The organism is Streptomyces sp. NPDC043854 (genome assembly GCF_056436005.1).
Genome location: NZ_JBWKDK010000039.1, coordinates 24,270 through 49,185, shown reverse-complemented (window position 1 = coordinate 49,185; position 24,916 = coordinate 24,270). Strand labels below are relative to the sequence as shown.

Here is a 24,916-nt window from a genome sequence, read left to right as displayed (position 1 = left end):
ACAACGCCCCCCCCCTCCGCCGGCGCTCCTTTTTTTTCCCCCCCCTCCTTCCCCCCCCCCCCCCCCCCTCCCCCCCCCCCCCCCCCCCGATTCCGCGGTGTCGTGTCAGGTCACCGCAGGTGGGACGTGTCGTTCAGGAGGCGCACCGAGGCGTTGCCGTCGGCGTAGTACGCGATCGCCGTGAGGGAGGCCGCGGAGAGCTCCATCCGGAACAGGGACTCCGGCGGGGCGCCGAGGGCCAGCCGGACGAGGATCTTCACCGGGGTCACGTGGGTGACCAGCAGCACCGTGCGGCCCGCGTGTGCGGCCAGCAGCCGGTCGCGGGCGGCCGAGATCCGGCGGGTGGCGGCCGCGAAGCTCTCGCCGCCGCCGGTCGGGGCGGCCTTCGGGGAGTCCAGCCAGGCCTGGAGGTCCTCGGGGAAGCGCTCCTGCACCTCGGCGAAGGTCAGGCCCTCCCACGCGCCGAAGTCCACCTCGCGCAGGCCCGGTTCGACGGTCACGTCGAGGCCGAGCCGGTCGGCCACGGTCTGCGCGGTCTCGCGGCAGCGGCGCAGCGGGGAGCTGATGACGGTCTGGACGGTGCCGCGCGCGGCCAGCGCCTCGGCCACGGCGTGGGCCTGGCGGCGGCCGGCCGGGGAGAGCTCGGGGTCGCCGCCGCCGCTGCCCGAGAAGCGCTTCTGCGGGGTGAGGGCGGTCTCGCCGTGGCGGAGCAGGACGAACGTGGCCGGCGGGCCCATGTCCGGGCCCCAGCCCTGGGCTCCGCCCTTGGACGGTCCCGCGGACGGTTGCGCGGCCGGGGACGGGACGCTGCCCGGGGCCGGGACGGGGACCGTGGTCGTGGCGGCGAGTGCCGCGCGGACCGCCGCGGCGCCGGCCGTCGCGTCCCCGGGCGGGCCGGACGGCGGCGGGGTGGCGAGGGCGCGGGCGGCGGAGGTGTCCAGGGCGGCGGTGGAGGCCGACGGCTCCCACTGCCGGCCCTGCCGGCCGGCGTCCATCGCCTCGTTGGCGAGCCGGTCCGCGTGCTTGTTCTGCTCGCGCGGGATCCACTCGTACGCGACCTGCGCGCGGGGCAGGATCCGGGCCGCCTCCGCCGCGAGCGGCTTCATGTCCGGGTGCTTGATCTTCCAGCGGCCCGACATCTGCTCGATGACGAGCTTGGAGTCCATCCGGACCTCGACCTGCGCGTCGGGGTCCAGTGCGCGGGCGGCCGTGAGGCCGGCGATGAGTCCCTTGTACTCCGCCACGTTGTTCGTGGCGATGCCGATGTACTCGGCGCGTTCCGCCAGCGTCTCGCCCGTGGCCGGGTCGAGGACGACCGCGCCGTAGCCGGCGGGCCCCGGGTTGCCCCGGGAGCCGCCGTCCGCCTCCACGACCAGCCGCGGCATCAGATGCCCGAGTCGGCCGTACGGACCAGGATGCGGCCGCAGGAGTCGTGCCGGACCACCTGGTTGGGGGCCGCGGCCTTGATCTCGTTGACCTCGGACATGTCGAGCTCCAGGCGGCAGCCCTCGCAGCGGCGCTGGTAGAGGCGGGCCGCACCGACGCCGCCCTGCTTCAGGCGGATCTTCTCGTACAGGGCCATCAGGTCGGCGGGCATGGACGCGACGACGACCTCGCGGTCCTTGGTGGCCTTCGCGGTCTCGGCGTCGAGCTCGCCGGTGGCCGCGTCGCGGCGGGCGGTGGCGTCGGCCAGCTTGGCCTCGAGGGCGGAGACGCGCTCGGTGTTCTCGGTGACCCGCTCCTGGGCGGCCTCCAGACGCTCCATCACCTCGAGGACGATGTCCTCGAGGTCGGCCTGGCGCTTGGCGAGGGAGACGACCTCGCTCTGGAGGTTCGACAGGTCGCGGGCCGACATGCCGACGCCGGAGTCCAGGCGCTGCTGGTCGCGGGCCGCGCGCTGGCGGACCTGGTCGACGTCCTGCTCCGCCTTGGTCTGTTCGCGGGCGGCGTCGCTCGCCTGCGTCTGCGCCGCCACGAGCAGGTCGCGCTGCTGGCTCAGGTCCTTGGTCAGGGAGTCGACCTCGGCGTGCTCGGGCAGCGACGAGCGCTTGTGGGCGATCTGGGACAGCCGCACGTCCAGCGCCTGGACGTCGAGGAGTCGGATCTGGTCGGCGGGCTCGGCGTTCAGTTGGGGGCTCCAGGGGTAGTCGGGGAGTCGGCGGACGGCGCGTGCGCCGTCCAGGGATCGGTGACGGTGCGCGAGACGTGGGTGCGCAGGCCCCAGCCGTGGCGCTCCGAGACGGCGTCGAGCTCGGCCGCGGCCTGCTCGCACCAGGGCCACTCGGTGGCCCAGTGGGCGGCGTCGACGAGGGCGAGCGGGCTCTGCTCGCGGGCCTCGGAGGCCGGGTGGTGGCGCAGGTCGGCGGTGACGAAGGCGTCCACGCCGGCGTCCCGGACCTGCGCGAACAGGCTGTCGCCGGAACCGCCGGAGACGGCGACCCGACGGATCGTCATGTCCGGGTCGCCGGCCACGCGGATGCCCTGTGCCGTCCGCGGCAGCCGGGCGGCGGCGCGGGCAGCGAACTCGCGCAGCGTCTCGGGGCGGTCCAGTTCGCAGATGCGGCCGAGGCCGCGGCGGCCCTCGGGGTCGGTCGGGTCGGGCACGAGCGGGCCGGTGACGCGCAGGTCGAGGGCGCCGGCGAGGGCGTCGGAGACGCCCGGGTCGGCGGTGTCGGCGTTGGTGTGGGCGACGTGCAGCGCGATGTCGTTCTTGATGAGCGTGTGCACGGCGCGGCCCTTGAAGGTGCCGGCCGACACCGTGGTGGTGCCGCGCAGGTAGAGGGGGTGGTGGGTGACGAGCAGGTCGGCGCCCAGCTTCACCGCCTCGTCGACGACCTCCTGCACGGGGTCGACGGCGAACAGGACCCGGGTGACCTCGGCATCAGGGTCACCGCAGACGGTTCCGACCGCGTCCCACTCCTCGGCCCGCGAGGGGGGCCAGAGAGCGTCCAGCGCGGCGATGACTTCAGAGAGACGTGGCACAGGCCAAGGCTACCGTCCGTGCGGGAGGGCGGGAGTCGCCCCGGCCCTGCCACGGCCCTGGCCGGCCCCGCTCCCGCCCGCGCACCGGCCCGCCCCGCCAGCACGGGTACAACCGCGGGCCCATGCGCAGGCACACGCTCCGCCTCCCCCACGGCAGAACCGCCGGGCGGCCACCCGTACGTGTGAAGCACCGGGGGTCGCGTTGTTCGCGTGGAAATGCGAAAACTAGCTTCCTCACCGGAGGTGACGCACGGATGACTGTCTGTGCCATCGAGATCACGACGGCGGCCCCGTTCACCATCGCCGCAGACGGGTCGTACGCTGCCCGGCTGGCCGGCACCGGCGAGGCGCGCTACCCGGAGCGCTGGACCCTCGCGGGCCCGGAGCCGTACGCGGTGCCCCTGCCGCTGGCCCAGCCCGAGGAGGCGGACAGCGAGGTCCTGCCGCTGGCCGACGGGCGGGTGCTGATCCACCGGCGGGTCGCCCGGCGGCACGCCTTCGCCCTGCTCTACCCGACCGGCAGCGCCGGGGCCGGGCCGCGGACCGGGGAGCTCCCGCTGGGCTCGGTGGAGCCCGTCGGGGAGGGCGTACGGGTGTCCCTGCTGCCCCCGTCCCCGGACGGGCGGAGTGCCTTCGCCCTGGCCGCCTCGGGCACCGAGACCGCCGTCTGGCGGGTGGCCGGCGGCCCCTTCGGGCAGGCCGCCAGGATCCCGGGCCGGTGCACGGGCGGCGTCTGGCTGGACCGCGGCGGCCGGATGCTGGCCCTGGACCGGGAGCTGGACGGCATCGTCAAGGCCGTCGCGGTGGACCTGGCCGGCGGCGGGGCGGCCTCCCCGCTGCTGCAGATCGCGGACGGCAGCAACGACCGGCTGCTGCTGGCCGACCCCGACAGCGGGCTGCTGCTGATCCGCTCGGACGCCCCCGGCACGCCCCGCCTGGGCTGGGGCGTCCTGGGCAGTTCGCTGCCGGTCCGGTTTCCGGACTGCCTGCGCGGCGAGGCGGCGGTCCCGTTCGCGGTCCAGCCGGGCCAGGCCCTGATGCCGGAGACCTGCGCGGTCGCGCTCCGCACGGAGGACGGCGCGCTGAGCCTGTGGCGGCCCGCCGACCGGCGCGTCTTCCGCCTGCCCGCGCCCGTCGGCTGGCTGGGCACCGGGCTGTGGAGCCCCGAGGGCCGGCTGCACCTGCCGTACTCCACCCCGGAGGTGCCGTGCGGGATCGCCGGGCTGACCATGCCGGTGGCGCCGCTGCCGCCGGTCCGGCTCGACCCGCCGCCCGTCCCCGCTCCCCGCCCCGTGCCGCTCCAGCAGGCCCCCCTCCAGCAGGTACCGCACCAGCAGGCGCCCCTCCCGCAGCCCGCACGGGTCTGACCCCGGAGGGGGCCGCCCGCGGGCCGGGGCGGGCGGCCCTCGGCCGCTCAGCCGCGCGCCAGGCCCAGCACCTCGGCCGCGGCGAAGGTCTCGTTCGCCGGGCGCGCCGCGTAGTGCGGGGTGAGGAGGGCGTCCAGCTCCTCGTACGAGAAGGCCTCCTTGGCGGTGTCGAACTTCGCCGCCACCTTGGGGCGTTCCATCACGGCCACCATCCCGCCGTGCACGACGAACAGCTGCCCGTTGACCCCGGCCGCGGCCGGCGAGGCCAGGTAGCCGACCAGCGGGGAGACGTGCTCGGGGGCCAGCGGGTCGAGCCCGCCGTCCTCCGGCTCCCGGAAGCCGGCGAAGACGTCCTGCGTCATCCGGGTACGGGCGCGCGGGCAGATGGCGTTGGCCGTCACCCCGTACTTCGCCAGGGCCAGCGCGGTCGAGGTGGTCAGGCCCACGATGCCGCCCTTGGCCGCCGCGTAGTTCGGCTGCCCGGCCGAGCCGCCGAGGAAGGCCTCGGAGGAGGTGTTGACGATCCGGCCGTGGACCGGGCCGCCCGCCGCCTTCGACCGCTCGCGCCAGTGCACGGCGGCGAAGCGGGTGGTGTTGAAGTGGCCCTTGAGGTGGACCCGGATCACCGAGTCCCATTCGTCCTCCGACATCGAGAACACCATCCGGTCGCGCAGGATGCCCGCGTTGTTGACCAGGATGTCGAGCTTGCCGAAGCTGCTCACCGCCAGCTCGACGAGCCCGCGGGCCTGCCCGAAGTCGGCGACGTCGCCGAGGTGCGCGACCGCCTGCCCGCCCGCGGCCCGGATCTCCTCGGCCACCTCCTGCGCCGGCCCGGCGGAGTCCTCGCCGGAGCCGTCGCGGCCGGGCCGGCCGAAGTCGTTGACGACCACGCTCGCGCCGAGCCGGGCCAGCTCGACCGCCTCGGCCCGGCCGAGCCCGCGGCCGGCGCCGGTGACGACGGCGGACAGTCCCTCCAGTGGGAGCGTCATGCGCGGGGCTCCTCTCGGATGTCGATGCAGGTGCGCAGGGCGACCCCGGTGCGCATCTGGTCCAGGGCGCCGTTGATCTCGGCGAGCGGCACCCGGTGCGTGATCAGGCCCGCCAGGTCCACCCGCCCGGCCCGCCACAGGGCGATGGTCCGCTCGTACGACCGCAGCACGTCCCCGCCCCCGTACATCGACGGCAGGATCTTCTTCTCGTCGAAGAACAGCGAGAACATGTTGATCGAGTAGGTGTCGTCGAGGGCGCCGGCGCCGACCACGACGACCGAGCCGCCGCGCCGGGTCATCTCGTACGCCGTCTGCACGGTGGCGGACCTGCCGACGACCTCGAAGACGTAGTCGAAGCCCTCGCCGGACGTGATCCGGTGCCGGGCGTCGGCGAAGGCCTCCGGCGCGACGGCCTCGGTCGCCCCGAAGCGCAGTGCCGCCTCGCGCCGCGACTCCACCGGGTCGACGGCGACGATCTGCGCCGCGCCCTGCACCCTGGCACCCTGGACGACGGAGATGCCGACGCCGCCGCAGCCGATGACCGCGACCGAGGAGCCGGCCTCCACCTTGGCGGTGTTGATGGCCGCGCCGAGCCCGGTCGTGACGCCGCAGCCGATCAGGGCGGCGATGTCGTACGGCAGGTCGTCGGGGATCTTCACGGCGCAGGCGGCCGGGACGACCATCTCCTCGGCGAAGGTGCCGGTGCCGGCGAAGCCGAAGACGTCCCCGCCGCCCAGGCGGCGGAAGTTGGGGGTGGCGGCGTTCCCGAAGGCCTCCAGGCACAGGTGCCCCTGGCCGCGGTTGCAGGCCGGGCAGTGCCCGCACGGCGGCAGCCAGCACACCAGGACCCGGTCGCCGACGGCGTGGGTGGTGACGCCGTCGCCGACGTCGACGATCTCGCCGGAGCCCTCGTGGCCGGGGATGAAGGGGGCGGGCTGCGGCAGGACGCCGCTCATCGCGGAGAGGTCGGAGTGGCACAGGCCCGTGGCCCTGATCCGGATGCGGACCTTCCCGGGGCCGAAGCCCGCGGCCTCCATGTCGTCGACGACTTCCAGCTTGTCCTGGCCTGTCTCGCTCTGCAGCGCTGCGCGCACGGTGCGGCTCCTTGGCTTCGGGCTTCGGGCTTCGCGGGCATGGGGCTTCGCGGGCATGGGCTTCGGGCTTCACGGCTTGCGGCTCCGGGCTTCGCAGGCTCGGGGCCGGGCGTTGCCCCGGCGGTCAGGCGTGCTCGACGACCGTGTCGGCGAGGACCGGCGCGCCGCCCCGCTCCACGGCGCCCACCTCGGCCCGGACCCGGCCCGGCTCCTGCCACATCCGGATCCGCAGGGTCTCCCCGGGGAAGACGATCCCGGCGAAGCGGGTGCGGTAGGCGCGGACCCGGGACACGTCCCCGCCGAGGAGGGTGTCGACGACCGCCTTGAGGGTCATCCCGTACGAGCACAGGCCGTGCAGGATGGGCCGGTCGAAGCCGGCCGTCTTGGCGAACTCGGGGTCGGCGTGCAGCGGGTTCCAGTCGCCCGAGAGCCGGTACAGCAGCGCCTGCTCCTCGCGGATGAGGCGCTCCTCGATCCGGTCGGGCTCCCGCTCGGGGGTCTCGGCGCGGGCGGAGGGCCCGCGGTCACCGCCGAAGCCGCCCTCGCCGCGGACGAAAATCTGCGCGTCGCTGGTCCACAGCGGGCCGTCGGCGTCGGCGACCTCGGAGCGCAGGACGACGACCGCGGCCTTGCCCTTGTCGTACACGGCGGCGACCTTGCTGCTGGACCTGGCCCGCCCCGTGACCGGGATGGGCCGGTGCAGCTCGATGGAGTGGCCGCCGTGCAGGACGGCGGCGAGGTTCACGTCGATCCCCGGCGCGGCGAGGCCGCCCAGCATGGCCATGCCGGCGCCGGCGACGGTCGCGAAACTGGGCAGGACGTGCAGCCTGGACTCCAGGGTGTAGCGCAGCTCGTCCGGGTCGGTGGCCGGGGTTCCGGCCCCGAGGCCGAGGTGGTAGAGCTGGATGTCCTTGTGGTCCCAGGCGATGTCCCCGAGGCGGGGTTCGGCGGCCAGGGCCCTGGCGGCATCGATCGGCATGAGGGTGCTGCTCCCTTGTCCGTGGAAGACCTCGGCGCGGTCGTCCGCACCGTCGGCCGCGCCGAGGTCGCGTGCGGACCGGTCCGGGACGCGCGGACGCTCGAACACTCCGGAGGGCTTCGGGGCGACCGCCCGGCCCGGGCGTTCTAGAACGCGTTCCAGAAACCGGTGAGGGAATGTATAACGCACGCCCCAGCACTTGTGAAGGCTCCTGACATCACGTCAGATCCCTTCGGGTGAAGCGTCCTGCCCGATTTCCGGCCGCCCCGCCCCTACCCTGACCGGGTGGACGAAATGCCCCGCTCGCACCGCCCCTCCCGCTCCCTGCGGGTCCTCCTCTGGCCGCCGGACCCGGCCCTCGCGGTCCTGCTGGGGCTCCAGCCGGACATCGAGATGGTGTCCTCCCCGATGGAGCGCCCGGCGGTGGCCGTGGTGGACGACGTGCCGGCGGTCGCCGAGGTGATGGCGGACGACCCGGAGTGCCGCGTCCTCGTCACCACCGGCTCCGCCCACCCCGGCCTGCTGGACGCGGTCCTCGCCTCCGGCGCCTCCGGCCTGGTCCTGCGGGACGGACCGCCGGAGGACCTGGCGGACGCGATCCGCCGGGCGGCGCAGGGCGAGACGGTGGTGGACCCGGCCCTGCGCACCGGCTCCTGAGCGGACACGGGGAAGTCCGGTGGGGGTGCCGTGCCCCGTCAGGGGCGCGGGGAACTGCGCGACCAGCCACAGACGGCCCGCAGGTTGTGTCCCGCACTTCCCGCGGAGCGCTCAGGCGTCACGGCGCAGGAGCGTCACCACCGCCGCCCCGCCCAGGCCGATGTTGTGGGCCAGGCCCACCCGCGCCCCGCCGACCTGGCGGGGGCCGGCCTCGCCGCGCAGCTGCCAGACCAGTTCCGCGGCCTGCGCGAGGCCCGTCGCGCCCAGCGGGTGGCCCTTGGAGATCAGGCCGCCGGACGGGTTGACCACCCACCGGCCGCCGTACGTGGTCGCCCCGGACTCGACGAGCCTGCCGGACGCGCCGGCCGCGCACATGCCGAGCGCCTCGTACGTCAGGAGCTCGTTGACGGAGAAGCAGTCGTGCAGCTCGATCACGTCGACGTCCTCGATGCCGAGGCCGGAGGCCGCGTACGCCTGCCGGGCCGCGGCCGTGCTCATCGGCCTGCCGACGACGTCGATGCAGGAGCCGGAGGCGAAGGAGTCCGGGGTGTCCGTCGCCATCGCCTGGCCGGCGATCTCCACCGCCCTGGCGTGCAGCCCGTGCCGTACGAGGAACCGCTCCGAGACGACCACCGCCGCCGCGGCCCCGTCGGAGGTCGGCGAGCACTGGAGCCGGGTCAGCGGCGGGTGGATCGGCTTCGCGGCGAGGACCTGCTCGACCGTGTACACGTCCTGGAACTGGGCGTTCGGATTGTTCGCCGAGTGCCGGTGGTTCTTCGCCGCGACCGCCGCGAGCTGCGCCGGCGTGGTCCCGTACCGCTCCATGTGCTCGCGTGCGGCGTTGCCGAACATCTGGGCGGTGGGCGGTGACATCGCGAAGCCGTGCCGGGCGGCCATGATCCCGTAGTGGCGGGCCACCGGGGAGGCGGCGAAGTCGCCGCCGTCGGACCCGCCGCCCAGGGCGCCCTTCTTCATCTTCTCGAAGCCGAGCGCGAGCACGCAGTCGGCGAGGCCGCCCGCCACGAACTGCCGGGCCATCATCAGCGCGGTGGCGCCCGTCGCGCAGTTGTTGTTCACGTTGTAGACGGGGACCCCGGTCAGCCCCAGCCCGTACGCGGCCCGCTGGCCGGCCGTGGAGGCCTGGAAGCAGTGGCCCACCGGCACCTGCTCGACCAGTTCGTAGCCGATGCCCGCGTCCGCGAGCGCCGCCCCGCCCGCCTCCTTCGCCATGTCCCAGTACTGCCAGTCCCGCGATTCCGGCTTCGCGAACCGCGTCATGCCGACACCCACGATGTACGACTTCACGCCCCTCAACTCCTTCGAGTCCCTTCAATCCCTGGGCAGGCCGAGGATCCGCTCGGCGACGACGTTGAGCTGGACCTGCGTGGTGCCGCCGGCGATGGTCAGGCAGCGGGACATCAGCAGCCCGTGCACCGCCCGCTCCCCCGCCCCCTCCCGTACGGCTCCCGCCGGGCCCAGCAGTTCGAGGGCGAGCTCCGCGGTCCGCTGCTGGTGCGGGGTCTGCACGAGCTTGCGTACGGAGGCGCCCGCGCCCGGCTCCAGCCCGGACACCTGCCGGAGCGTGGTGCGCAGCCCCATGCAGGCGAGGGCGTGCGCCTCGGCCGCGAGGGCGCCGATGCGGGCGCGGTGGGCCTCGCCGAGTCCGGCGGCCCGGTCGAGGAGGGCTTCGACGCCGGAGGCGAAGGCCAGTTGGTCGGCCATGTGGACGCGCTCGTTGCCGAGGGTGTTGCGGGCGACCTTCCAGCCGTCGCCGGGTGCCCCGACCAGGGCGTCCGCGGGCAGGACGGCGTCGTCGAACCAGACCTCGTTGAACAGGGCCTCGCCGGTGATCTCCCGCAGCGGGCGCACGTCGATGCCGGGGGTGTGGCGCATGTCGACGACGAAGTAGCCGAGCCCCCGGTGCTTGGGGGCGTCCGGGTCGGTGCGGGCCAGCAGGATCCCGAAGTCGGCGCTGTGCGCGGAACTCGTCCACACCTTCTGTCCGTTGATCCTCCAGGAGCCGTCCTCTTCCGACCGCTCGGCCCTGGTCCGCAGCCCGGCCAGGTCCGAGCCCGCGCCCGGTTCGGAGAAGAGCTGGCACCAGGCGGTGTCCCCGCGCAGCGCGGGCAGCAGGTACCGCTCCTGCTGCGCGGGGGTCCCGTAGGCGAGCAGCGAGGGCACGACCCAGGTGGCGATCCCGAGGTCGGCGAGCCGCACCCCGGCCCGGGCCAGCTCCTGCTGGACGACGAGCTGTTCGACGGGCCCGGCGCCGCGCCCGTACGGGGGCGGCAGGTGCGGGGCCGCGTAGCCGGTGGGCGCCAGGGTGCGGCGGGCCGCGGCCGGGTCCTGGCCCCGCGCCGCCTCGGCGGCGCGGCGGGCGGCGGGCCGGTACGCCTCGGCTTGCTCCGGGAGCTCCAGCCTGAGCTCGCGCCGGACCCCGGCGGACGCCAGCCGGACGGCCCGCAGGCGGTGCTCGTCGCCGGGGCCGAGGAGCTGCCGGGCGACGAGGGCCCGCCGCAGGTGGATGTGCGCGTCGTGCTCCCAGGTGAAGCCGATCCCGCCGAGCACCTGGATGCAGTCCTTGGCGCACGAGTAGGCGGCGTCCAGCGCGGTCCCGGCGGCGAGCGCGGCCGCCAGGGAGCGCGGCCCGGCGGGCCCGTCCGCGGACCGGGCGGCGTCCCAGGCCAGGGCCCGGGCCTGCTCCAGGCGGACCAGCATGTCGGCGCACAGGTGCTTGACCGCTTGGAACTGCCCGATGGGCCGGCCGAACTGCACCCGGACCTTCGCGTACGCGGTGGCCGTGTGCAGGGCCCAGGCGGCGGTGCCGCAGGCGTCGGCGGCGAACAGGGCGCAGGAGAGGTCCCGGACCAGTTCCCCGTCCAGGGCCAGCCGGCGGCCGGGCGGGACGGGGACGGCGCGCGCCCGCACCTCGGCGGTGGGCCGGGTCGGGTCGGCGGCGGCGTGCGTACGGATCTCCAGCGCGGCGGCGTCCACGGCGTACCAGGAGATGCCGCCGGAGGCGCCGGCGGCGGTGCTCCCGGCGGTGGCGCCGGCCGTGCCGTCGGCGGGTGCGGCGGGTGCGGCGGCGAGCAGCACCAGGTCGGCCTCCCCGGCGCCGAGCACGGGCGGCGCGAGCCCGTCGAGCAGGTGCCCGCCGCCGGGGGCGGGGGCGGCGGTCACGCTGCCGGGTCCGAGGGCGACGGCCCCGATCCGGGTGCCGTCGGCCAGCGCGCCGGCGAGTTCGGCCGCTCCGGCCCGCTGGAGCAGGACGGAGGCCAGGGCGCCGGGCAGGTACGGCCCGGGCAGCGCGGCCCGGGCGGCTTCCTCGACCGCGACGGCGAGGTCGAGGAGGGTGCCGCCGTCCAGGTGGGGAGCGAGCAGCCCGGAGGCGGCGAGCGCGTCCCACCAGGCGGGCCGGACCCCGGTGCGGGGCGGGCGGTCGAGGAGTGTGCGGACCTCCTCGGGCGGCACGGTGCGGGCCGCCCAGCCGCGTACGGCTTCGGCGAGGTCCCGCTGCTCCTGCGTGATGGCGATGCCCATGCGGATCCCTGCCGCCTCTCCACGTCCGCCGGTCGGCGCCGGCCCGGGCGCGGGCGCCCGGCGGTCCCTGATCGCGGGCAGAGTAGAACACGTTCCATTCCGACGGAAGGCCGGAATGCGGGCCCGCGCGGGATGCGCCACGAATCGGCCATGGCCGAAAAACGCTCTAGCTGACCTCCGCCCCGAATGATCGAATCTGGGCGTTCACGCCACCCCTATCAGTCAACTCCAGGACGGAAATCACCCGTGAATTCCATGACGTACGCGGATCTGCACCGCCAGGTATCACTGGACATCGAAGCGGAAATACAGGCCGCCATCGCAGGACTCGTCCCCGCGTCCGGAGCGGGAACGGCCAGGAGCGCGGCCAAGAGCGCCGTCACCAAACTCCTGCGCCATCAAAAGCTGAGGCATCCGCTCTCCGTTCTCCCGATGCTCGTGCACGGAATCGAGACGGGAAATCCGGCCCCCGCCGTCCCGCTGGCCGCCCTGCACGTGCTGTGGTGGACCTCGGCCTGCTATCTCGACGACCTGGCCGACACCCGCCCCCCGCACGCCGCGCCACAACCCGCGCAACATCCCGCCCCCGCCCCACCCCCGGGCATCGACCGCAACGAAGGCCTGCTGGCCTCCGTCCTCAGCGGCACCGTCCTGCCGCTGCGGATCGTCCAGTCGCTGCCGGTGCCGGCGGCCGTGCACGGCCTGCTCACGGCCGAGATCGCAACCGGCTGGGCCGTGGGCACCGAGGGCCAGCTGACCGACATCGGCTCCGACCCCGCCCGCGCGACCCCGCAGTCCGTCATCGCGGGCTACCGCGGTAAATCCGGCGGACCCTTCTCGATGATCACGGCCATGGCGGCGATATTGGCCGGGTCCGACGGCGAGAGAGTGGGACTCTGGCGCGAGTTCGGATACGCCTTCGGCATACTCTGGCAAATATTCAACGACCAGGAGGACATACTCTCCGGCCGCAATGAGGACCTCCTCAACGGGACGGCCACGTACTTGCTGTCCTGCGCCCTGGAGGATTCCCGCGGCACCGGCGGCCGGGAACACATCCTCGCCCTGTGCACCGCCGCCGCCCGGAATTCCCTTCCCGCGCGTGCGGAACTCGCCCGGATTCTGCTCTCCCCGGCCCTGCTCCACCGCTACCGCGCGGACCTGGAGGCCTTCCGGGCCGACGCCCATCGCATCCTCGGCGTACTGGGCGGGGACGAGCGGTACCTGGCGGCCCTACGGCATCTCGTGGACCACGCCGCCGCCATGCTGCTGCGGCCCGCCCCGGTCCGGGAGCCGGATCCGGAGCCCGTGGCGGCCCGTACCGCCTCGGTGCAGCCGGTCTAGCCGTACCCGCCGGCCGACCCGGGCGTGGCGCCCTACCGGGCGGTAGGGCAGCATGGGCCGCTCACGCGCAGCTCAGGAGGAACCCATGGCCCCCGCCACCCCCAAGCCGGAGACCCTCGCCGCCTTCGAGGCCGCCAAGGGGTTCATGCCCGTACGCGAGGGACTCGCCCTGTACGAGGCGGCGGCCGCCGCGGCGACCCTGGGGCTGCCGCTGCTGGAGGTCGGAACGTACTGCGGGCGCTCGACGATCCTGCTGGCCGGCGCGGCCCGCGAGGCTGGGGTGAGCGCGATCACCGTCGACCACCACCGGGGCAGCGAGGAGCAGCAGCCCGGCTGGGAGTACCACGACCCGTCCGTCGTGGACCCCGAGGTCGGCCTGATGGACACCCTGCCCGCCTTCCGCCGCACCCTGCACCGGGCCGGGCTGGAGGAGCACGTCATCGCGATCGTGGGCCGCTCCCCGCAGGTCGCCGCGGTCTGGGGCGGCAAGCTCGGCTTCGTCTTCATCGACGGCGGCCACACCGACGAGCACGCCACGGGCGACTACGAGGGCTGGGTCCCGCACCTCGCCGAGGGCGGCACCCTCGTCATCCACGACGTGTTTCCGGACCCGGCCGACGGCGGCCAGGCCCCGTACCGGATCTACCTGCGCGCCATGGCCTCCGGTGCCTTCGAGGAGGTCTCGGTGACCGACTCCCTGCGCGTCCTGCGCCGGACCGGCCCGGGCCTGTGACGCCCCGGGCACAGCGGCGGTCCGGACGGCGGGGCCGAGGGCGGGGCCCGGACGGACCGCCCATCCGGGCATATGTGACGACTATCGCACCGCGCCCTCGGATGGCCCAGTGCCCGCCTCCCGGCGGCCCCCGGGTCTAGGCTCGCGCCGTGCGCTACGACGACGACAGCCCCCCGCCCCCCGAGTCCGCCTCCTCGGACAGCCCGGACCGGCGCCGGTTCGCGCGCCGCTCCGCCCTGGCCGTCGCTGCGGCCGTCCTCGCCCCGACCACCCTGGCCGGCTGGGTCCTGGTCCAGGTGACCACCGGGGCCGGGGCCGACGACGCGCGGCCGCCCCGGATCGTGATGCCGGCGGCCGACGCCACGAACGCCTCGCTCACCCCGCCGGCATCGCCCGCCCTCTCCACCTCACCCGCCACGACGCCCGGCACCGCCGCCGAGAACGCCCTCGCCGGCAAGACCGTCGTCATCGACCCCGGACACAACACCGGCAACTTCAAGCACACCAGCGAGATCAACGAGAAGGTGGACATCGGCACCAACACCAAGGAGTGCGACACCACCGGCACCACCACCAACTCCGGCTACATGGAAGCCGAGTTCACCCTCGACGTGGCCCACCGGCTGCGCACCGCCCTCCAAGCCGAGGGCCTGAAGGTGGTGTTCACGCACGACGGCGACCGCCCGTGGGGCCCCTGCATCGACGAACGCGCCCGCATCGGCAACGAGGCGAAGGCCGACGCCGTGGTCTCCCTCCACGCGGACGGCGTCTCCGAGGGCAGCCGCGGCTACCACGTCATCCTCCCGGCCAAGGTCAGGCGCGGCGCCGCGGACACCGCGGACATCGTCGGCCCCTCCCGCGCCCTCGGCGAGCGGATCGCCGGGAACTTCGCCCGGACCACCGGCTCGGCGCCCGCCAACTACCTCGGCGGCGGTACCGGGTTGGTCGTCCGCGACGACCTCGGCGGCCTCAACCTGTCCACGCGGCCCAAGGTGTTCATCGAGTGCGGCAACATGCGTGACAGCAAGGACGCGGCGCTGCTGACCAGTCCGGAGTGGCGGCAGAAGGCCGCCCAGGGCATCGCGGACGGCATCGTCGGCTTCCTGGGCGGGTAGTCCCCACAGGACGCCCCGCCCGACCCGATCCTCTCGGTTGCGGGAAACCTCCGTACCATGGTCCAGCCCGCCCCCCGCTCCTGGATGCGCGACCGCGGCACCACGAGACGACCGAGACCGAGAAGGACACCTAAGACGTGAACATCCGCTCCCTCACTCGAGGCGACGGCGTGGTGATCGGAGCAGCGGTGCTGCTGTTCATCGCCTCGTTCCTCGATTTCTACTCCGCGACCGGCCTGGACCTGCCGAGCGTGTGGGACACCGACGTCTACCGCCTGGCGCTTCCGACCATCTTCCTGCTGGGCTTCATCGCCGCCGGCCTCATCGTCGGCGGCCGGTTCCTGCCGGAGTTCCGCAAGCTGGCGGGCCTGCCGCTGTCCGCGTGGGGGACGGTGCTCGCAGTCGCGGCCGCCTGGTCCTCCCTGTGGTCGCTGATCACCAGCCCGAGCGGCGCCGACCTGGGCGCGGGCTGCATCATCGCGTTCCTCGCCACCCTGGTGCTGGCCGGCGTCGCCGTCGCCGGTACGAAGATCCCGGCGCTCGCCGGACCGCTGGTGCCGGAGTCCCGGCCCGCCGCGCCGGCGCCGTTCGGCGGCCAGCCGCAGCCCGACGGGTACGGCTACCCGGGCGCCCAGCAGCAGCCCGGCTACGGCACCACCCCGCAGCCGGTCCCGCCGTACGGCGGCACCCCGGCCCCGGCCCCGGGCCCGCAGGAGGCGGCGGCGCCCGCCCCGGCGGCCGACTTCGCCCCGTTCTGGTTCGCCGTGCCGGTGGCCCGCCCCCTCTTCGCCGAGGACGGCTCCCCCACCCCGATCGCCGAACTCGCCCCGGGCACCTGGTACCTGGCGGTGGATCAGCGCGGCCCGGCCACGCTGATCGCACAGACCCAGGACGGCCGCCGCGGCGTCCTGAACGACACCTCCGGCATCCAGCGCGGCTGACCGCCGCCCCCGCCGGGCACACGACGGCCCCCCGCCCCTTCCGGGCGGGGGGTCGTTGCCCTACAGTCACCCCGCCCGCCTGACGCTCCGTCAGGACTACCCCGGCGGAAGGAAGGCGCCATGCGCCTCGGACTCGCACTCGGCTACTGGGGCCGCGGCCCCGACCCCGCCCACCTCGCCCTCGCCACCGAGGCCGAGCGGCTCGGCTACACCTCGGTGTGGACCGCCGAGGCCTGGGGATCGGACGCCTTCACCCCCCTCACCTGGATCGCCGCGCACACCTCCCGGATCCGCCTCGGCACCGCCATCGCCCAGATGGCGGCCCGCAGCCCCACCGCCACCGCCATGCACGCCCTCACCCTCGACCACCTCTCCGGCGGCCGCATGATGCTGGGCCTGGGCCTGTCCGGCCCCCAGGTCGTCGAGGGCTGGTACGGGCGCCCCTTCCCCGCGAGCCCGCTCACCGCCACCCGCGAGTACGTCGACGTCGTCCGCCAAGTGCTGCGCCGCGAAGCCCCCGTCACCCTGGACGGCCGCTTCCACACCCACCCGTACCGCGGCCCGGACGGCACCAGCCTCGGCCGTGCCCTCCGGCCCATCACCCACCCGCTCCGCTCCGACCTGCCGGTCCTGCTCGGCGCGGAGGGCCCGCGGAACATCGCCCAGACCACCCGGATCGCGGACGGCTGGCTCCCCCTCTACTGGTCTCCGACCCGCACCGACGTCCACCAGGCCTCCCTCGCCGACCTCCCCGAGGACTTCCTGATCGCCCCGATGGCCCGGGCGAGGGTCTGCGACAACGTCGCCGAGGGACTCCTGCCGGTCAAGGCGATGCTCGGCTTCTACATCGGCGGCATGGGCCACGCCGCCCGCAACTTCCACGCCGACCTCATGGCGCGCATGGGCTACGCCGACGAGGCCCGCCGCATCCAGGACCTGTTCCTCGCCGGACGCCGCGAGGAGGCCGTCCTCGCCGTCCCCGACGCGTTCGCCGACGAGATCAGCCTGGTCGGCCCCCGCGAGCGGATCGCCGAACGCCTGGACCTGTGGCGCAAGGGCCCGGTCACCGACCTCCTCGTCACCGCCCCGGACCCGCACACCCTCCGCGTCCTGGCCGACCTCAACACCTGACGGCCGGCCGCACGGGGCCGGCGGCCGGGCACCGCGGGACACGCGACACCCCCGGCCGGCCGGCCCCCGTACGCACTACCCGCCCAGCTGGGACAGGCTCGGCACCTGGTCGGTCACCGTGGCGCCCGCACTCCTGCCGGCGTCCTTCACACCGCTGATGACGTCCTCGAACGAGCTGATGTCGGCGTCGCCGGCCTGACCCGAACGCAGCTTGGCGCCCAGGCCCTTCAGCGACTCGATGCCCGCCGTCAGCGGGACCAGCGCCTTGGACAGCAGCGGGTCGCCCTTGGCGTTGTTCACCGCCGCCTTCAGCCGGTTGTACGCGAAGGCACCCGCGAGGCCCGCCTTGACCAGCGCGAACGTCCGACCGCTCGCACCCTTCTTGAACTTGCCCGCACGGTACGGCTTGACGATCCACTGGTACGTCGCCCCGGCCGCGAGCCCGGCGTTGACGACGAACCGCGTCTTGGCGAACCTCTGCCGCTCCGCCGACGTGGTCGGCGTCGGCTCGGCCACGGCCACGGGAACGGCGTCCACGGAAGCGGCCTCCAGGGAGGCGATCTCCGCCCGCATCTGCGCCAGCGCGGCCTGAAGCTCCACGGCCTCGATCTGCTCCGGGTGTGCCGCCGCGGACAGGGACACGTCCGCGCGCTGGGCCCTCGCCCCGCTGCTGCCGCTGCCGCCGCTGCCGCCGCTGCATCCGGTGGCCCCGGCGAGCAGCGCGGTGGACAGCGTCAGCGCCGTGACGGCGCGGCGGAATCGGACTGTTCTGCGTATGGACACGGTTTCCTCCGGGGGAGTGAGGTGTCCCCCGCAGCGTCACCCCGGGGCACCGGCACCGCCACCCGGGCCACCCGTCCGGGCCACCCGACTGGCGCGGCCGCCGCCCCGCCCGCATCATCCGCCGTTGCAGCAGTCCGGCTCCAGCCCGGCCGGCAGCTCCTGCCCGCCGAACACCGCCGTCGTGGCCTCGTCACCACCGAGCGCCGCCACCGCCAGCAGCAGCGACCCGGCGGTCCAGGTGGTCTGCTCGACGGGCCACACCGCCTTGTCCTCGAAGACGTAGCCCGTCCAGTACATGCCGTTGTCCGCGCGCAGGTGCGTGATGGACCGCAGGATCTCCAGCGCCCGGTCCGACTCCCCCATCGCCCACAGCGTGAGCGCCAGTTCGCAGGACTCCCCGCCGGTCACCCACGGGTTCGGCAGCACGCACCGCACCCCGAGGCCGGGGACGACGAACTCGTCCCAGCGCTCCTCGATCCGCTCGCGCGCCTGCACACCCGTGACCGCCCCGCCCAGAACCGGGTAGTACCAGTCCATCGAGTACCGGTCCTTGTCCAGGAACCGCTCCGGGTGCCGGCGTATCGCATGCCCGAGCGCACCCGCCGCCAGCTCCCAGTCCGGCTGCGGGTCCTCCCGGTGCTCGGCGATCGCCAGGGCGCAGCGCAGCGCCTGGTGGACGGAGGACGAGCCGGTCAGCAGCGCGTCCGTGACGGGCGTGCCGTCCGCCTCCCGCTTCCAGCCGATCTCGCCGCCCGGCTGCTGGAGTCCGAGGACGAACTGCACCGCCGCGTACACGACGGGCCACATCCGCTCCAGGAACCGGTCGTCGCCGGTGGCCAGGTAGTGGTGCCACACCCCGACGGCCACGTACGCGACGAAGTTGCTCTCCCGCCCGGCGTCCTGCGGATCGGCGGTGTCCACCCCGTCCGGCCGGTCGGCGTAGGCCGCGTGCCAGGAGCCGTCCGCCTTCTGGTGCCGGGCCAGCCACTGGTACGCCCGCTCCGCGGCCTCGTGCTCGCCGGCAGCGTCCAGCGCCATCGCAGCCTCGGTGTGGTCCCACGGGTCCAGGTGGTGCCCGCGGAACCACGGGATGGCGCCGTCGGAGCGCTGCGCGGCGAGGATCCCGGCGACGGTCGCCGCCGCCTCCTCGGCCGTCAGCACACCGTCCAGGGCCAGGCGTTCGGTGCGCCCGGTGGAGCTCACTGGGCCGCGCCGACGGGGAGGTGGGGCTTGGTCGCGTACACCACGAAGCTCTTGCCCATGATCGGGTTGAGCGCCTGCTCCGCCAGCCGCGTCGCCAGGGGCTTCTTCATGATGTCCCACACCAGGAGCTTGTGGTAGGCGCGCACGGGCAGCGCCTTGTCGTTGTCCACACCGAACGCGCACTTGAGCCACCAGTACGGGGAGTGCAGCGCGTGGGCGTGGTGCGAGCCGTACGGCTTCAGGCCCGCGGCCCGTATCTTCCCCAGCAGCTCGTCGGCCTTGTAGATGCGGATGTGGCCGCCCTCGACCTCGTGGTAGGCGTCGCTCAGCGCCCAGCACACCTTCTCCGGCCCGTACCGCGGCACGGTGACGGCGATCCGCCCGCCCGGCTTGAGGACGCGCACCATCTCCGCGAGCACGCCCTTGTCGTCGGGAATGTGCTCCATCACCTCCGAAATGATCACCACGTCGAAGGACTCGTCCGGAAACGGAAGGGCCAGCGCGTCGCCCTCCATGGCGGTGGCGGTCGCACCGGCCGGGGCCTCGCCGGCCTCCTTCATGGCGGCGAACCACTTGGCGACCTCGCGGATCTCCTCGCCGTTGCGGTCGACCGCGACGACCTGGGCGCCGCGCCGGTAGCACTCGAAGGCGTGGCGGCCTGCACCGCAGCCCAGATCGAGTACGCGGTCGCCTGCGGCGAGCGGGAACCGGGAGAAATCGACGGTCAGCACGGGGTCCTGCCTTCGCAGTCGCGGGGGTGAACGGTGGGAACGATGAAAAACACGGAGTCAGCGGACCCGGCGCGCCTGCTCGATGGCGGCCCGGTAGTGCGCAACGGTGCCCTCGGCGGCCTTGGCCCAGGTGAACCGGGTCAGCACCCGCTCCCGTCCGGCGGCACCGAGGCGGGCCCGCAGCTGCGCGTCGCCCAGCAGCCGGCCGAGCGCCGCGGCCAGCGCTCCCGCGTCACCGGGCGGCACCGCGAGGCAGGTCTCGCCATCGGGGCCGGCAACCTCGGGAATGGCGCCGCCCGTGGTGGCAACGAGCGGCGTACCAGTGGCCATGGCCTCCGCAGCCGGCAGCGAAAAACCCTCGTACAGCGAAGGCACGCACGCGACCTGCGCACTCCGCACCAGATCAACGAGCTCGGAGTCCGTCACGCCCTTCACGAAGCGCACGGCGTCCTGCAGCCCGTAGGACTCGATGGCCCGGGCAACGGGCCCTTCCTCGGCCCGCTTGCCGACGACCACGAGATGGGCACCGGGCTGCTCGGTACGCAGCTTCGCCAGTGCCTCGACCAGATGGACGAGCCCCTTCAACGGCACATCGGCGCTGGAAGTCGTCACGATCCGCCCGGGCACCTCGGCCACAGCCGCATCAGGCGACCACAGATCGGTGTCCGCCCCGATGTGCACGACGTGGATGCGCTCGCCGCGCACCCCCAGGTGCTCCTCGATCTCCTGCTTCGACGAGCCGGAAACGGTCAGCACGGACGGCAGGCGCCGCGCAACGCGGCCCTGCATCCGCGTGAAGGCGTACCAGCGCCGCACGGACAACCGCCTCAACCGGTTCTGAGCGGCATCCAGCTCGAGCTTCCGGTCCACGGTGATCGGATGGTGGATGGTGGTCACCAGCGGCGCACCGAGCCCGCCCAACAACCCGTACCCCAGGGTCTGGTTGTCATGGATGACATCGAACTCGCCGGCCCTGGCGGCCAAATGCCGCCGGGCCCGCAACGAGAAGGTCAACGGCTCGGGAAACCCACCGGTCCACATGGTGGCGACTTCCAGCAGGTCGACCCAGTCCCGGAACTCCTCACGCCCGGGCGTGCGGAACGGGTCGGGCTGGCGGTACAGGTCGAGGCTGGGCAGCTCGGTGAGCACGGCCCCGCCCTCGAGCACGGGATAGGGCTGCGCGCCGATCACTTCGACGGAGTGCCCGAGCCGGACGAGCTCACGGGAGAGGTGCCGGACGTAGACGCCCTGGCCCCCGCAGAACGGGTTCCCCTTATAGGTCAGGAGCGCGATGCGCAACGGCCGGTCACCGTCCGTCACGGACCCTGCGAAAGGGCTCGTCACCATGGCCTCTGCGGTCACTCTCGGCCCCCTTCTCCCTGCAACTTTCGCCGGAGCGTAACCGCTCGGATAATGTAGAACAAGTTTCAGACTTGATCCGTCGAAGACCATTGAATCTACCGGCCGGAAACCACACCGTAAGAGGCGGAGCAGGTGATTCGCGCCACGACAGCGTCGCCTGCCAGGAGCGCATGGAACGGGGCACATGACAGCGCAACCGAACACGTCGGCATCCCTTCCGCTCACGGAGCGTCAGGAGGCGCGCCGGCGCCGCATCCTGCACGCCAGCGCCCAGCTGGCCGGCCGCGGCGGCTTCGACGCCGTCCAGATGCGCGAGGTCGCCGAGGCGGCCGGCGTCGCGCTGGGCACCCTGTACCGCTACTTCCCCTCGAAGGTGCACCTGCTGGTCGCCACCATGCAGGACCAGCTCCAGCACATGCACACGGCCCTCCGCAAGCGCCCCCCGGCCGCCGAGGACCCCGCCGCCCGCGTCGCGGAAACCCTGATGCGCGCCTTCCGCGCCCTCCAGCGCGAACCCCACCTCGCAGACGCCATGGTCCGCGCCCTGACCTTCGCGGACCGCAGCGTCAGCCCCGAGGTGGACACGGTGTCCCGCCTGACGACCGCCATCATCCTGGACGCCATGGGCCTGGACGCCCCGCCCACCGCGGAGCAGCTGTCAGCGGTCCGCGTCATCGAGCACACCTGGCACTCGGCCCTGATCACCTGGCTGTCGGGCCGCGCCTCGATCGCCCAGGTCAAAATCGACATCGAAACGGCCTGCCGCCTGATCGACCTGACGGCACCCCCGGAAAAGTCCTGATCCAGCCCCCCGGCCGATCGGCGTCCCCTCCCTACTCCTCGGGCGGAAACACCGCCTCCCCGCTCCCGGCCAGCGTGATCGCGATCGCTTCCACCGGGCACCCCTCCGCCGCGGCCAGAACCGGCTCGTTCGCATCGATCTCCGCCGCACGGGGGTGCGACTGGCGCGCCGCGTCCAGGGCGAAGCCCTCAGGGGCATGGTTCACGCACATCCCCGACCCGATGCACACCCCCCGGTCCACCTCAACCTGCCACCTGTCACCCGGCACCGACGCCGACACCGCCCTCAAGCCCCGGTCCCGGCCCCGGCCCCGGCCCCGGCCCCGTACCCACCCGGCAGGTGGATCATCTTGTGCTCCAGGTACTCGCTCAGCCCCTCGGGCCCGAACTCCCGCCCGATCCCGCTGTTCTTGTAGCCGCCGAACGGCCCCAGCATGTCCAGGCTGAACGTGTTGACGTTGAACGTGCCCGTCCGCACCTGCCGGGCGAAGTCGATGCCGTGCTCGACGTCCGCCGTCCAGACGCTTCCGCTCAGGCCGAACTCGGAGTCGTTCGCGATCCCGAGCGCCTCCCGCTCGTCCCCGTACGGGATCAGGCACACCACGGGCCCGAATATCTCCTCCCGGGCGATCCGCATCCGGTTGTCCACGTCCCCGAACAGCGTGGGATCGACGTACCAGCCCCGCTCCAGCCCGGCCGGGCGCCCGCCGCCCACCAGAACCTTGGCGCCCTCCTCCTGCCCGATCCGGATGTACTCCAGCGACCTCTGCTGCTGCCTCCGCGCCACGAGCGGGCCGAGCTGGGTCGCCGGGTCGAGGGGATCGCCGACCACCAGCGCGCCGGCCGCCGCGGCGAGGGCCTCGGCCACCTCCCCGTAGCGGCTGCGGGGGGCGAGGATCCGGGTCTGGGCGACGCACGCCTGCCCGTTGTTCATCCAGGCCGCGGGGACGATCCCGGCGACGGCGGCCTCCAGGTCGGCGTCCGGCAGCACGACAGCGGCGGACTTGCCGCCGAGTTCCAGGGTGACCCGGGTCAGGTTGCGGGCCGCGACCTCCATCACCCGCCTGCCGGCCGCCACCGACCCGGTGAACGAGACCTTGTCGACGCCGGCATGGCCCACCAGGTACTCGCTCACCTCCCGGTCGGCCGGGAGCACCGACAGCACCCCCTCGGGCAGCCCGGCCTCCCGGGCGATGTCGGCGAGGATGTACGAGTCCAGCGGCGCCTCGGGAGACGGCTTGAGGATCACCGTGCACCCGGCCAGCAGCGCGGGCGCGAGCTTCGCCGCGGCCACGAACTGCGGCACGTTCCACGGGATGACGGCCGCGACCACGCCCACCGGCTCCCGGCGCACGAGGATCGGCCCGAGCACGCCCTGACGCCGCTCCTCGTACGCGTACTCGCGCGCGACCTGGATCGCGGCGTCGTACACCATCATCGGGCCGAGCGCCTGGGCGAGGATGCTCCAGGAGTACGGGGACCCGTTCTGGGAGCTGATCGACCGGGCGATCTCCTCGTGCCGGACGGCGATCGCGTCCTTGATCCGGGTGACGACCGCGATCCGCTCGTCCAGCGGCATCCGGGGCCAGGGGCCCTCGTCGAAGGCCCGGCGGGCGGCGGCCACGGCCCGGTCCACGTCGCCCCGGGACGCGTGCGGAACGCTGCCGATGACCTGCTCGGTGTGGGGGGAGACGACCTCGATCGTCCCGGTGCCCAGCGGATCCGCCCACTCCCCGCCGATGAACAGCTGTCCGTGTTCCACGCGCTCGGTCATGGCCGACGCCTCCTCCGGCTTGGCATTTCACGAACTGATACCAGTTCCAGTTCCAGGAGTCCACGGCCGGGACGGAACCCCGAAGGAGATCCGACGACTAGCCAGAAGACCTCTCGAATGGTCGACTTGGGCTACCAATGCAACACGTTCTCATCGGGGGCGTCAGGAGACGGCATGCCGAAGGAAGAAGCAGCAGCGACAAAGACGGCGGCGGAACCCGCGACGGCGGAACCCGCTCCCCCCGAAGTCACCCACCACGGCGGTGGCGTCGCAGCCGTCAAGGTGCCCATCCCGGACAACCCGCTGGGCCACACCCTCGTCCACGTCCTCGACACCGACCACGGCCCCGTCCTCATCGACACCGGCTGGGACGACCCGCACTCCTGGAACACCCTCACCGCCGGCCTGAAAATCCTCGGCACCGCGGTCTCCGACGTACACGGCGTCGTCATCACCCACCACCACCCCGACCACCACGGCCTCTCCGGCAAGGTCCGGGACGCCTCCGGCGCCTGGATCGCCCTGCATCCCGCCGACACCGAGGTCGTCCTGCGGACCCGCTCCGCCGCCCCCGCCGTCTGGCTCGACCACCTGACCGCCAAGCTCGCCGCCGCCGGAGCCCCCGCCGAGCACATCGCCCCGCTGCGAGCGGCCCGCGCGAGCGGCCGGATGCGGCCCCTGCCCGGCCTGCGCGCCGCCGTCCCCGACCGGGAGATCGTCCACGGCGAGCTGCTGCCCCTCGCCGGGCGCAGGCTCCGCGCCGTCTGGACCCCCGGCCACACCCCCGGCCACGTCTGCCTGCACCTGGAGGAAGCGCACCCGGCGAACCTGCCCGGCAACGGCCGCCTCTTCTCCGGAGACCACCTGCTGCCCGGGATCTCCCCGCACATCGGCCTCTACGAGGCCCCGGAGCCGGATCCGGAGAACCCGGAGGACACCCGCGCCCCCGACCCCCTCGGGGACTACCTCGACTCCCTCGAACGCATCGCCCGCCTGAACCCCGCCGAGGTGCTCCCCGCCCACCAGCACGCCTTCACCGACGCCCCGGCCCGGGTCCGCGAGCTGCTGCGCCACCACGAGGAACGGCTGGCCGGGCTGTGGGAGCTGCTGGCCGAGCCGCTGACGCCGTGGGGGCTGGCCGAGCGCATGGCGTGGAACCGGCCCTGGGAGCAGATCCCGTACGGCTCCCGCAGCATCGCGGTCTCGGAGGCGGAGGCGCACCTGCGGCGCCTGGTGAAACAGGGCCGGGCCGAACCGGTGCCGGGCAGCGACCCGACCGCGTACCGCGCGCTGTAGGGACGACGGCACGCACCCGGCAAGCACCACACAACGCCCACCCACCACCCCGGCCCCGACCCCGGCCCCACCGGTAAGGGCCGCCCGCCCCCTG

Annotated in this window: 23 protein-coding genes; 9 read left to right on the top strand and 14 right to left on the bottom strand. The window is 74.0% G+C overall.

Annotated elements, in window-relative coordinates:
- Positions 1–110: 110 nt before the first annotated feature.
- The 3 genes from AC068A_RS28255 to AC068A_RS28245 are packed head-to-tail and all read right to left on the bottom strand — an operon-like array spanning position 111 to position 2,982.
- On the bottom strand, positions 111–1,385 hold the full coding sequence (locus tag AC068A_RS28255; protein WP_478589071.1) for a bifunctional RNase H/acid phosphatase: 1,275 nt from the start codon (positions 1,383–1,385) through the stop codon (positions 111–113).
- Positions 1,385–2,128, bottom strand: a complete 744-nt coding sequence (locus AC068A_RS28250) for a zinc ribbon domain-containing protein (protein ID WP_478589096.1) — start codon at positions 2,126–2,128, stop codon at positions 1,385–1,387. Before AC068A_RS28250 ends, AC068A_RS28255 begins: the two co-directional genes overlap by 1 nt.
- Positions 2,125–2,982: a Nif3-like dinuclear metal center hexameric protein gene (locus tag AC068A_RS28245; RefSeq protein WP_478589070.1), complete on the bottom strand. Its 858-nt coding sequence runs from the start codon at positions 2,980–2,982 to the stop codon at positions 2,125–2,127. Before AC068A_RS28245 ends, AC068A_RS28250 begins: the two co-directional genes overlap by 4 nt.
- Before the next feature lie 254 nt (positions 2,983–3,236).
- On the opposite strand from AC068A_RS28245, the gene AC068A_RS28240 reads away from it, so the two are divergent.
- Positions 3,237–4,349 (top strand): hypothetical protein, encoded by a 1,113-nt coding sequence (locus tag AC068A_RS28240; protein WP_478589069.1) that lies wholly within the window; start codon positions 3,237–3,239, stop codon positions 4,347–4,349.
- 47 nt (positions 4,350–4,396) lie between these two features.
- On the opposite strand, the gene AC068A_RS28235 is transcribed toward AC068A_RS28240, so the two are convergent.
- The 3 genes from AC068A_RS28235 to AC068A_RS28225 form a co-directional block, all read right to left on the bottom strand.
- On the bottom strand, positions 4,397–5,338 hold the full coding sequence (locus tag AC068A_RS28235; RefSeq protein ID WP_478589068.1) for a 3-oxoacyl-ACP reductase: 942 nt from the start codon (positions 5,336–5,338) through the stop codon (positions 4,397–4,399).
- Positions 5,335–6,432, bottom strand: coding sequence for a Zn-dependent alcohol dehydrogenase (locus AC068A_RS28230; RefSeq protein ID WP_478589067.1), 1,098 nt, complete (start codon positions 6,430–6,432; stop codon positions 5,335–5,337). The genes AC068A_RS28235 and AC068A_RS28230 overlap by 4 nt, the downstream gene beginning before the upstream one ends.
- A 124-nt stretch (positions 6,433–6,556) precedes the next feature.
- Positions 6,557–7,411, bottom strand: coding sequence for a MaoC/PaaZ C-terminal domain-containing protein (locus AC068A_RS28225; protein ID WP_478589095.1), 855 nt, complete (start codon positions 7,409–7,411; stop codon positions 6,557–6,559).
- A gap of 294 nt (positions 7,412–7,705) precedes the next feature.
- Here AC068A_RS28225 and AC068A_RS28220 point away from each other — a divergent pair, with 294 nt between their 5' ends.
- Positions 7,706–8,068, top strand: coding sequence for a response regulator (locus AC068A_RS28220; protein ID WP_478589094.1), 363 nt, complete (start codon positions 7,706–7,708; stop codon positions 8,066–8,068).
- A gap of 111 nt (positions 8,069–8,179) precedes the next feature.
- Here AC068A_RS28220 and AC068A_RS28215 read toward each other — a convergent pair whose 3' ends face one another.
- Both AC068A_RS28215 and AC068A_RS28210 read right to left on the bottom strand, forming a co-directional pair.
- Positions 8,180–9,373, bottom strand: coding sequence for a thiolase C-terminal domain-containing protein (locus tag AC068A_RS28215; protein ID WP_478589066.1), 1,194 nt, complete (start codon positions 9,371–9,373; stop codon positions 8,180–8,182).
- A 24-nt stretch (positions 9,374–9,397) separates the two neighbouring features.
- A complete protein-coding gene (locus AC068A_RS28210) occupies positions 9,398–11,608 on the bottom strand; it encodes an acyl-CoA dehydrogenase family protein (RefSeq protein WP_478589065.1) in 2,211 nt (736 codons plus the stop codon).
- Positions 11,609–11,863: 255 nt separating this feature from the next.
- Here AC068A_RS28210 and AC068A_RS28205 point away from each other — a divergent pair, with 255 nt between their 5' ends.
- From AC068A_RS28205 to AC068A_RS28185, 5 genes are all read left to right on the top strand, one after another.
- Positions 11,864–12,952: a polyprenyl synthetase family protein gene (locus tag AC068A_RS28205; RefSeq protein WP_478589093.1), complete on the top strand. Its 1,089-nt coding sequence runs from the start codon at positions 11,864–11,866 to the stop codon at positions 12,950–12,952.
- Positions 12,953–13,037: 85 nt separating this feature from the next.
- On the top strand, positions 13,038–13,685 hold the full coding sequence (locus AC068A_RS28200) for a class I SAM-dependent methyltransferase (RefSeq protein ID WP_478589064.1): 648 nt from the start codon (positions 13,038–13,040) through the stop codon (positions 13,683–13,685).
- 149 nt (positions 13,686–13,834) lie between these two features.
- On the top strand, positions 13,835–14,800 hold the full coding sequence (locus tag AC068A_RS28195) for an N-acetylmuramoyl-L-alanine amidase (RefSeq protein WP_478589063.1): 966 nt from the start codon (positions 13,835–13,837) through the stop codon (positions 14,798–14,800).
- A gap of 137 nt (positions 14,801–14,937) precedes the next feature.
- Entirely contained in the window at positions 14,938–15,741 is an 804-nt protein-coding gene (locus AC068A_RS28190) for a DUF5336 domain-containing protein (protein ID WP_478589062.1), read from the top strand.
- 120 nt (positions 15,742–15,861) lie between these two features.
- Positions 15,862–16,872: an LLM class F420-dependent oxidoreductase gene (locus AC068A_RS28185; protein WP_478589061.1), complete on the top strand. Its 1,011-nt coding sequence runs from the start codon at positions 15,862–15,864 to the stop codon at positions 16,870–16,872.
- 75 nt (positions 16,873–16,947) lie between these two features.
- Here AC068A_RS28185 and AC068A_RS28180 read toward each other — a convergent pair whose 3' ends face one another.
- The 4 genes from AC068A_RS28180 to AC068A_RS28165 form a co-directional block, all read right to left on the bottom strand.
- On the bottom strand, positions 16,948–17,649 hold the full coding sequence (locus AC068A_RS28180; RefSeq protein ID WP_478589092.1) for a hypothetical protein: 702 nt from the start codon (positions 17,647–17,649) through the stop codon (positions 16,948–16,950).
- Between the two features lie 120 nt (positions 17,650–17,769).
- On the bottom strand, positions 17,770–18,858 hold the full coding sequence (locus AC068A_RS28175; protein WP_478589060.1) for a prenyltransferase/squalene oxidase repeat-containing protein: 1,089 nt from the start codon (positions 18,856–18,858) through the stop codon (positions 17,770–17,772).
- On the bottom strand, positions 18,855–19,589 hold the full coding sequence (locus tag AC068A_RS28170) for a class I SAM-dependent methyltransferase (RefSeq protein ID WP_478589059.1): 735 nt from the start codon (positions 19,587–19,589) through the stop codon (positions 18,855–18,857). Before AC068A_RS28170 ends, AC068A_RS28175 begins: the two co-directional genes overlap by 4 nt.
- Before the next feature lie 57 nt (positions 19,590–19,646).
- Positions 19,647–20,951, bottom strand: a complete 1,305-nt coding sequence (locus tag AC068A_RS28165; RefSeq protein ID WP_478589058.1) for a glycosyltransferase family 4 protein — start codon at positions 20,949–20,951, stop codon at positions 19,647–19,649.
- A 184-nt stretch (positions 20,952–21,135) separates the two neighbouring features.
- Between AC068A_RS28165 and AC068A_RS28160 the strand changes: the two genes are divergently transcribed.
- Positions 21,136–21,753 (top strand): TetR family transcriptional regulator, encoded by a 618-nt coding sequence (locus tag AC068A_RS28160; RefSeq protein WP_478589057.1) that lies wholly within the window; start codon positions 21,136–21,138, stop codon positions 21,751–21,753.
- Positions 21,754–21,784: 31 nt separating this feature from the next.
- On the opposite strand, the gene AC068A_RS28155 is transcribed toward AC068A_RS28160, so the two are convergent.
- Positions 21,785–22,021 carry a ferredoxin gene (locus AC068A_RS28155; RefSeq protein ID WP_478589091.1) on the bottom strand — a complete coding sequence of 79 codons (237 nt, stop codon included), beginning with the start codon at positions 22,019–22,021 and terminating at the stop codon, positions 21,785–21,787.
- Positions 22,022–22,038: 17 nt separating this feature from the next.
- Complete coding sequence (locus tag AC068A_RS28150; protein WP_478589056.1) at positions 22,039–23,526, bottom strand: aldehyde dehydrogenase; 1,488 nt, start codon at positions 23,524–23,526, stop codon at positions 22,039–22,041.
- Positions 23,527–23,700: 174 nt separating this feature from the next.
- On the opposite strand from AC068A_RS28150, the gene AC068A_RS28145 reads away from it, so the two are divergent.
- Positions 23,701–24,822 carry an MBL fold metallo-hydrolase gene (locus tag AC068A_RS28145; protein ID WP_478589055.1) on the top strand — a complete coding sequence of 374 codons (1,122 nt, stop codon included), beginning with the start codon at positions 23,701–23,703 and terminating at the stop codon, positions 24,820–24,822.
- Positions 24,823–24,916: the final 94 nt, after the last annotated feature.

Excerpts from the sequence above, each read along its gene's own strand:
- AC068A_RS28255 (WP_478589071.1), bottom strand. The coding sequence starts at position 1,385 with ATGCCGCGGCTGGTCGTGGAGGCGGACGGCGGCTCCCGGGGCAACCCG.
- AC068A_RS28240 (WP_478589069.1), top strand. The coding sequence starts at position 3,237 with ATGACTGTCTGTGCCATCGAGATCACGACGGCGGCCCCGTTCACCATC.
- AC068A_RS28235 (WP_478589068.1), bottom strand. The coding sequence starts at position 5,338 with ATGACGCTCCCACTGGAGGGACTGTCCGCCGTCGTCACCGGCGCCGGC.
- AC068A_RS28225 (WP_478589095.1), bottom strand. The coding sequence starts at position 7,411 with ATGCCGATCGATGCCGCCAGGGCCCTGGCCGCCGAACCCCGCCTCGGG.
- AC068A_RS28220 (WP_478589094.1), top strand. The coding sequence starts at position 7,706 with ATGCCCCGCTCGCACCGCCCCTCCCGCTCCCTGCGGGTCCTCCTCTGG.
- AC068A_RS28210 (WP_478589065.1), bottom strand. The coding sequence starts at position 11,608 with ATGGGCATCGCCATCACGCAGGAGCAGCGGGACCTCGCCGAAGCCGTA.
- AC068A_RS28205 (WP_478589093.1), top strand. The coding sequence starts at position 11,864 with ATGACGTACGCGGATCTGCACCGCCAGGTATCACTGGACATCGAAGCG.
- AC068A_RS28200 (WP_478589064.1), top strand. The coding sequence starts at position 13,038 with ATGGCCCCCGCCACCCCCAAGCCGGAGACCCTCGCCGCCTTCGAGGCC.
- AC068A_RS28185 (WP_478589061.1), top strand. The coding sequence starts at position 15,862 with ATGCGCCTCGGACTCGCACTCGGCTACTGGGGCCGCGGCCCCGACCCC.
- AC068A_RS28160 (WP_478589057.1), top strand. The coding sequence starts at position 21,136 with ATGACAGCGCAACCGAACACGTCGGCATCCCTTCCGCTCACGGAGCGT.
- AC068A_RS28150 (WP_478589056.1), bottom strand. The coding sequence starts at position 23,526 with ATGACCGAGCGCGTGGAACACGGACAGCTGTTCATCGGCGGGGAGTGG.
- AC068A_RS28145 (WP_478589055.1), top strand. The coding sequence starts at position 23,701 with ATGCCGAAGGAAGAAGCAGCAGCGACAAAGACGGCGGCGGAACCCGCG.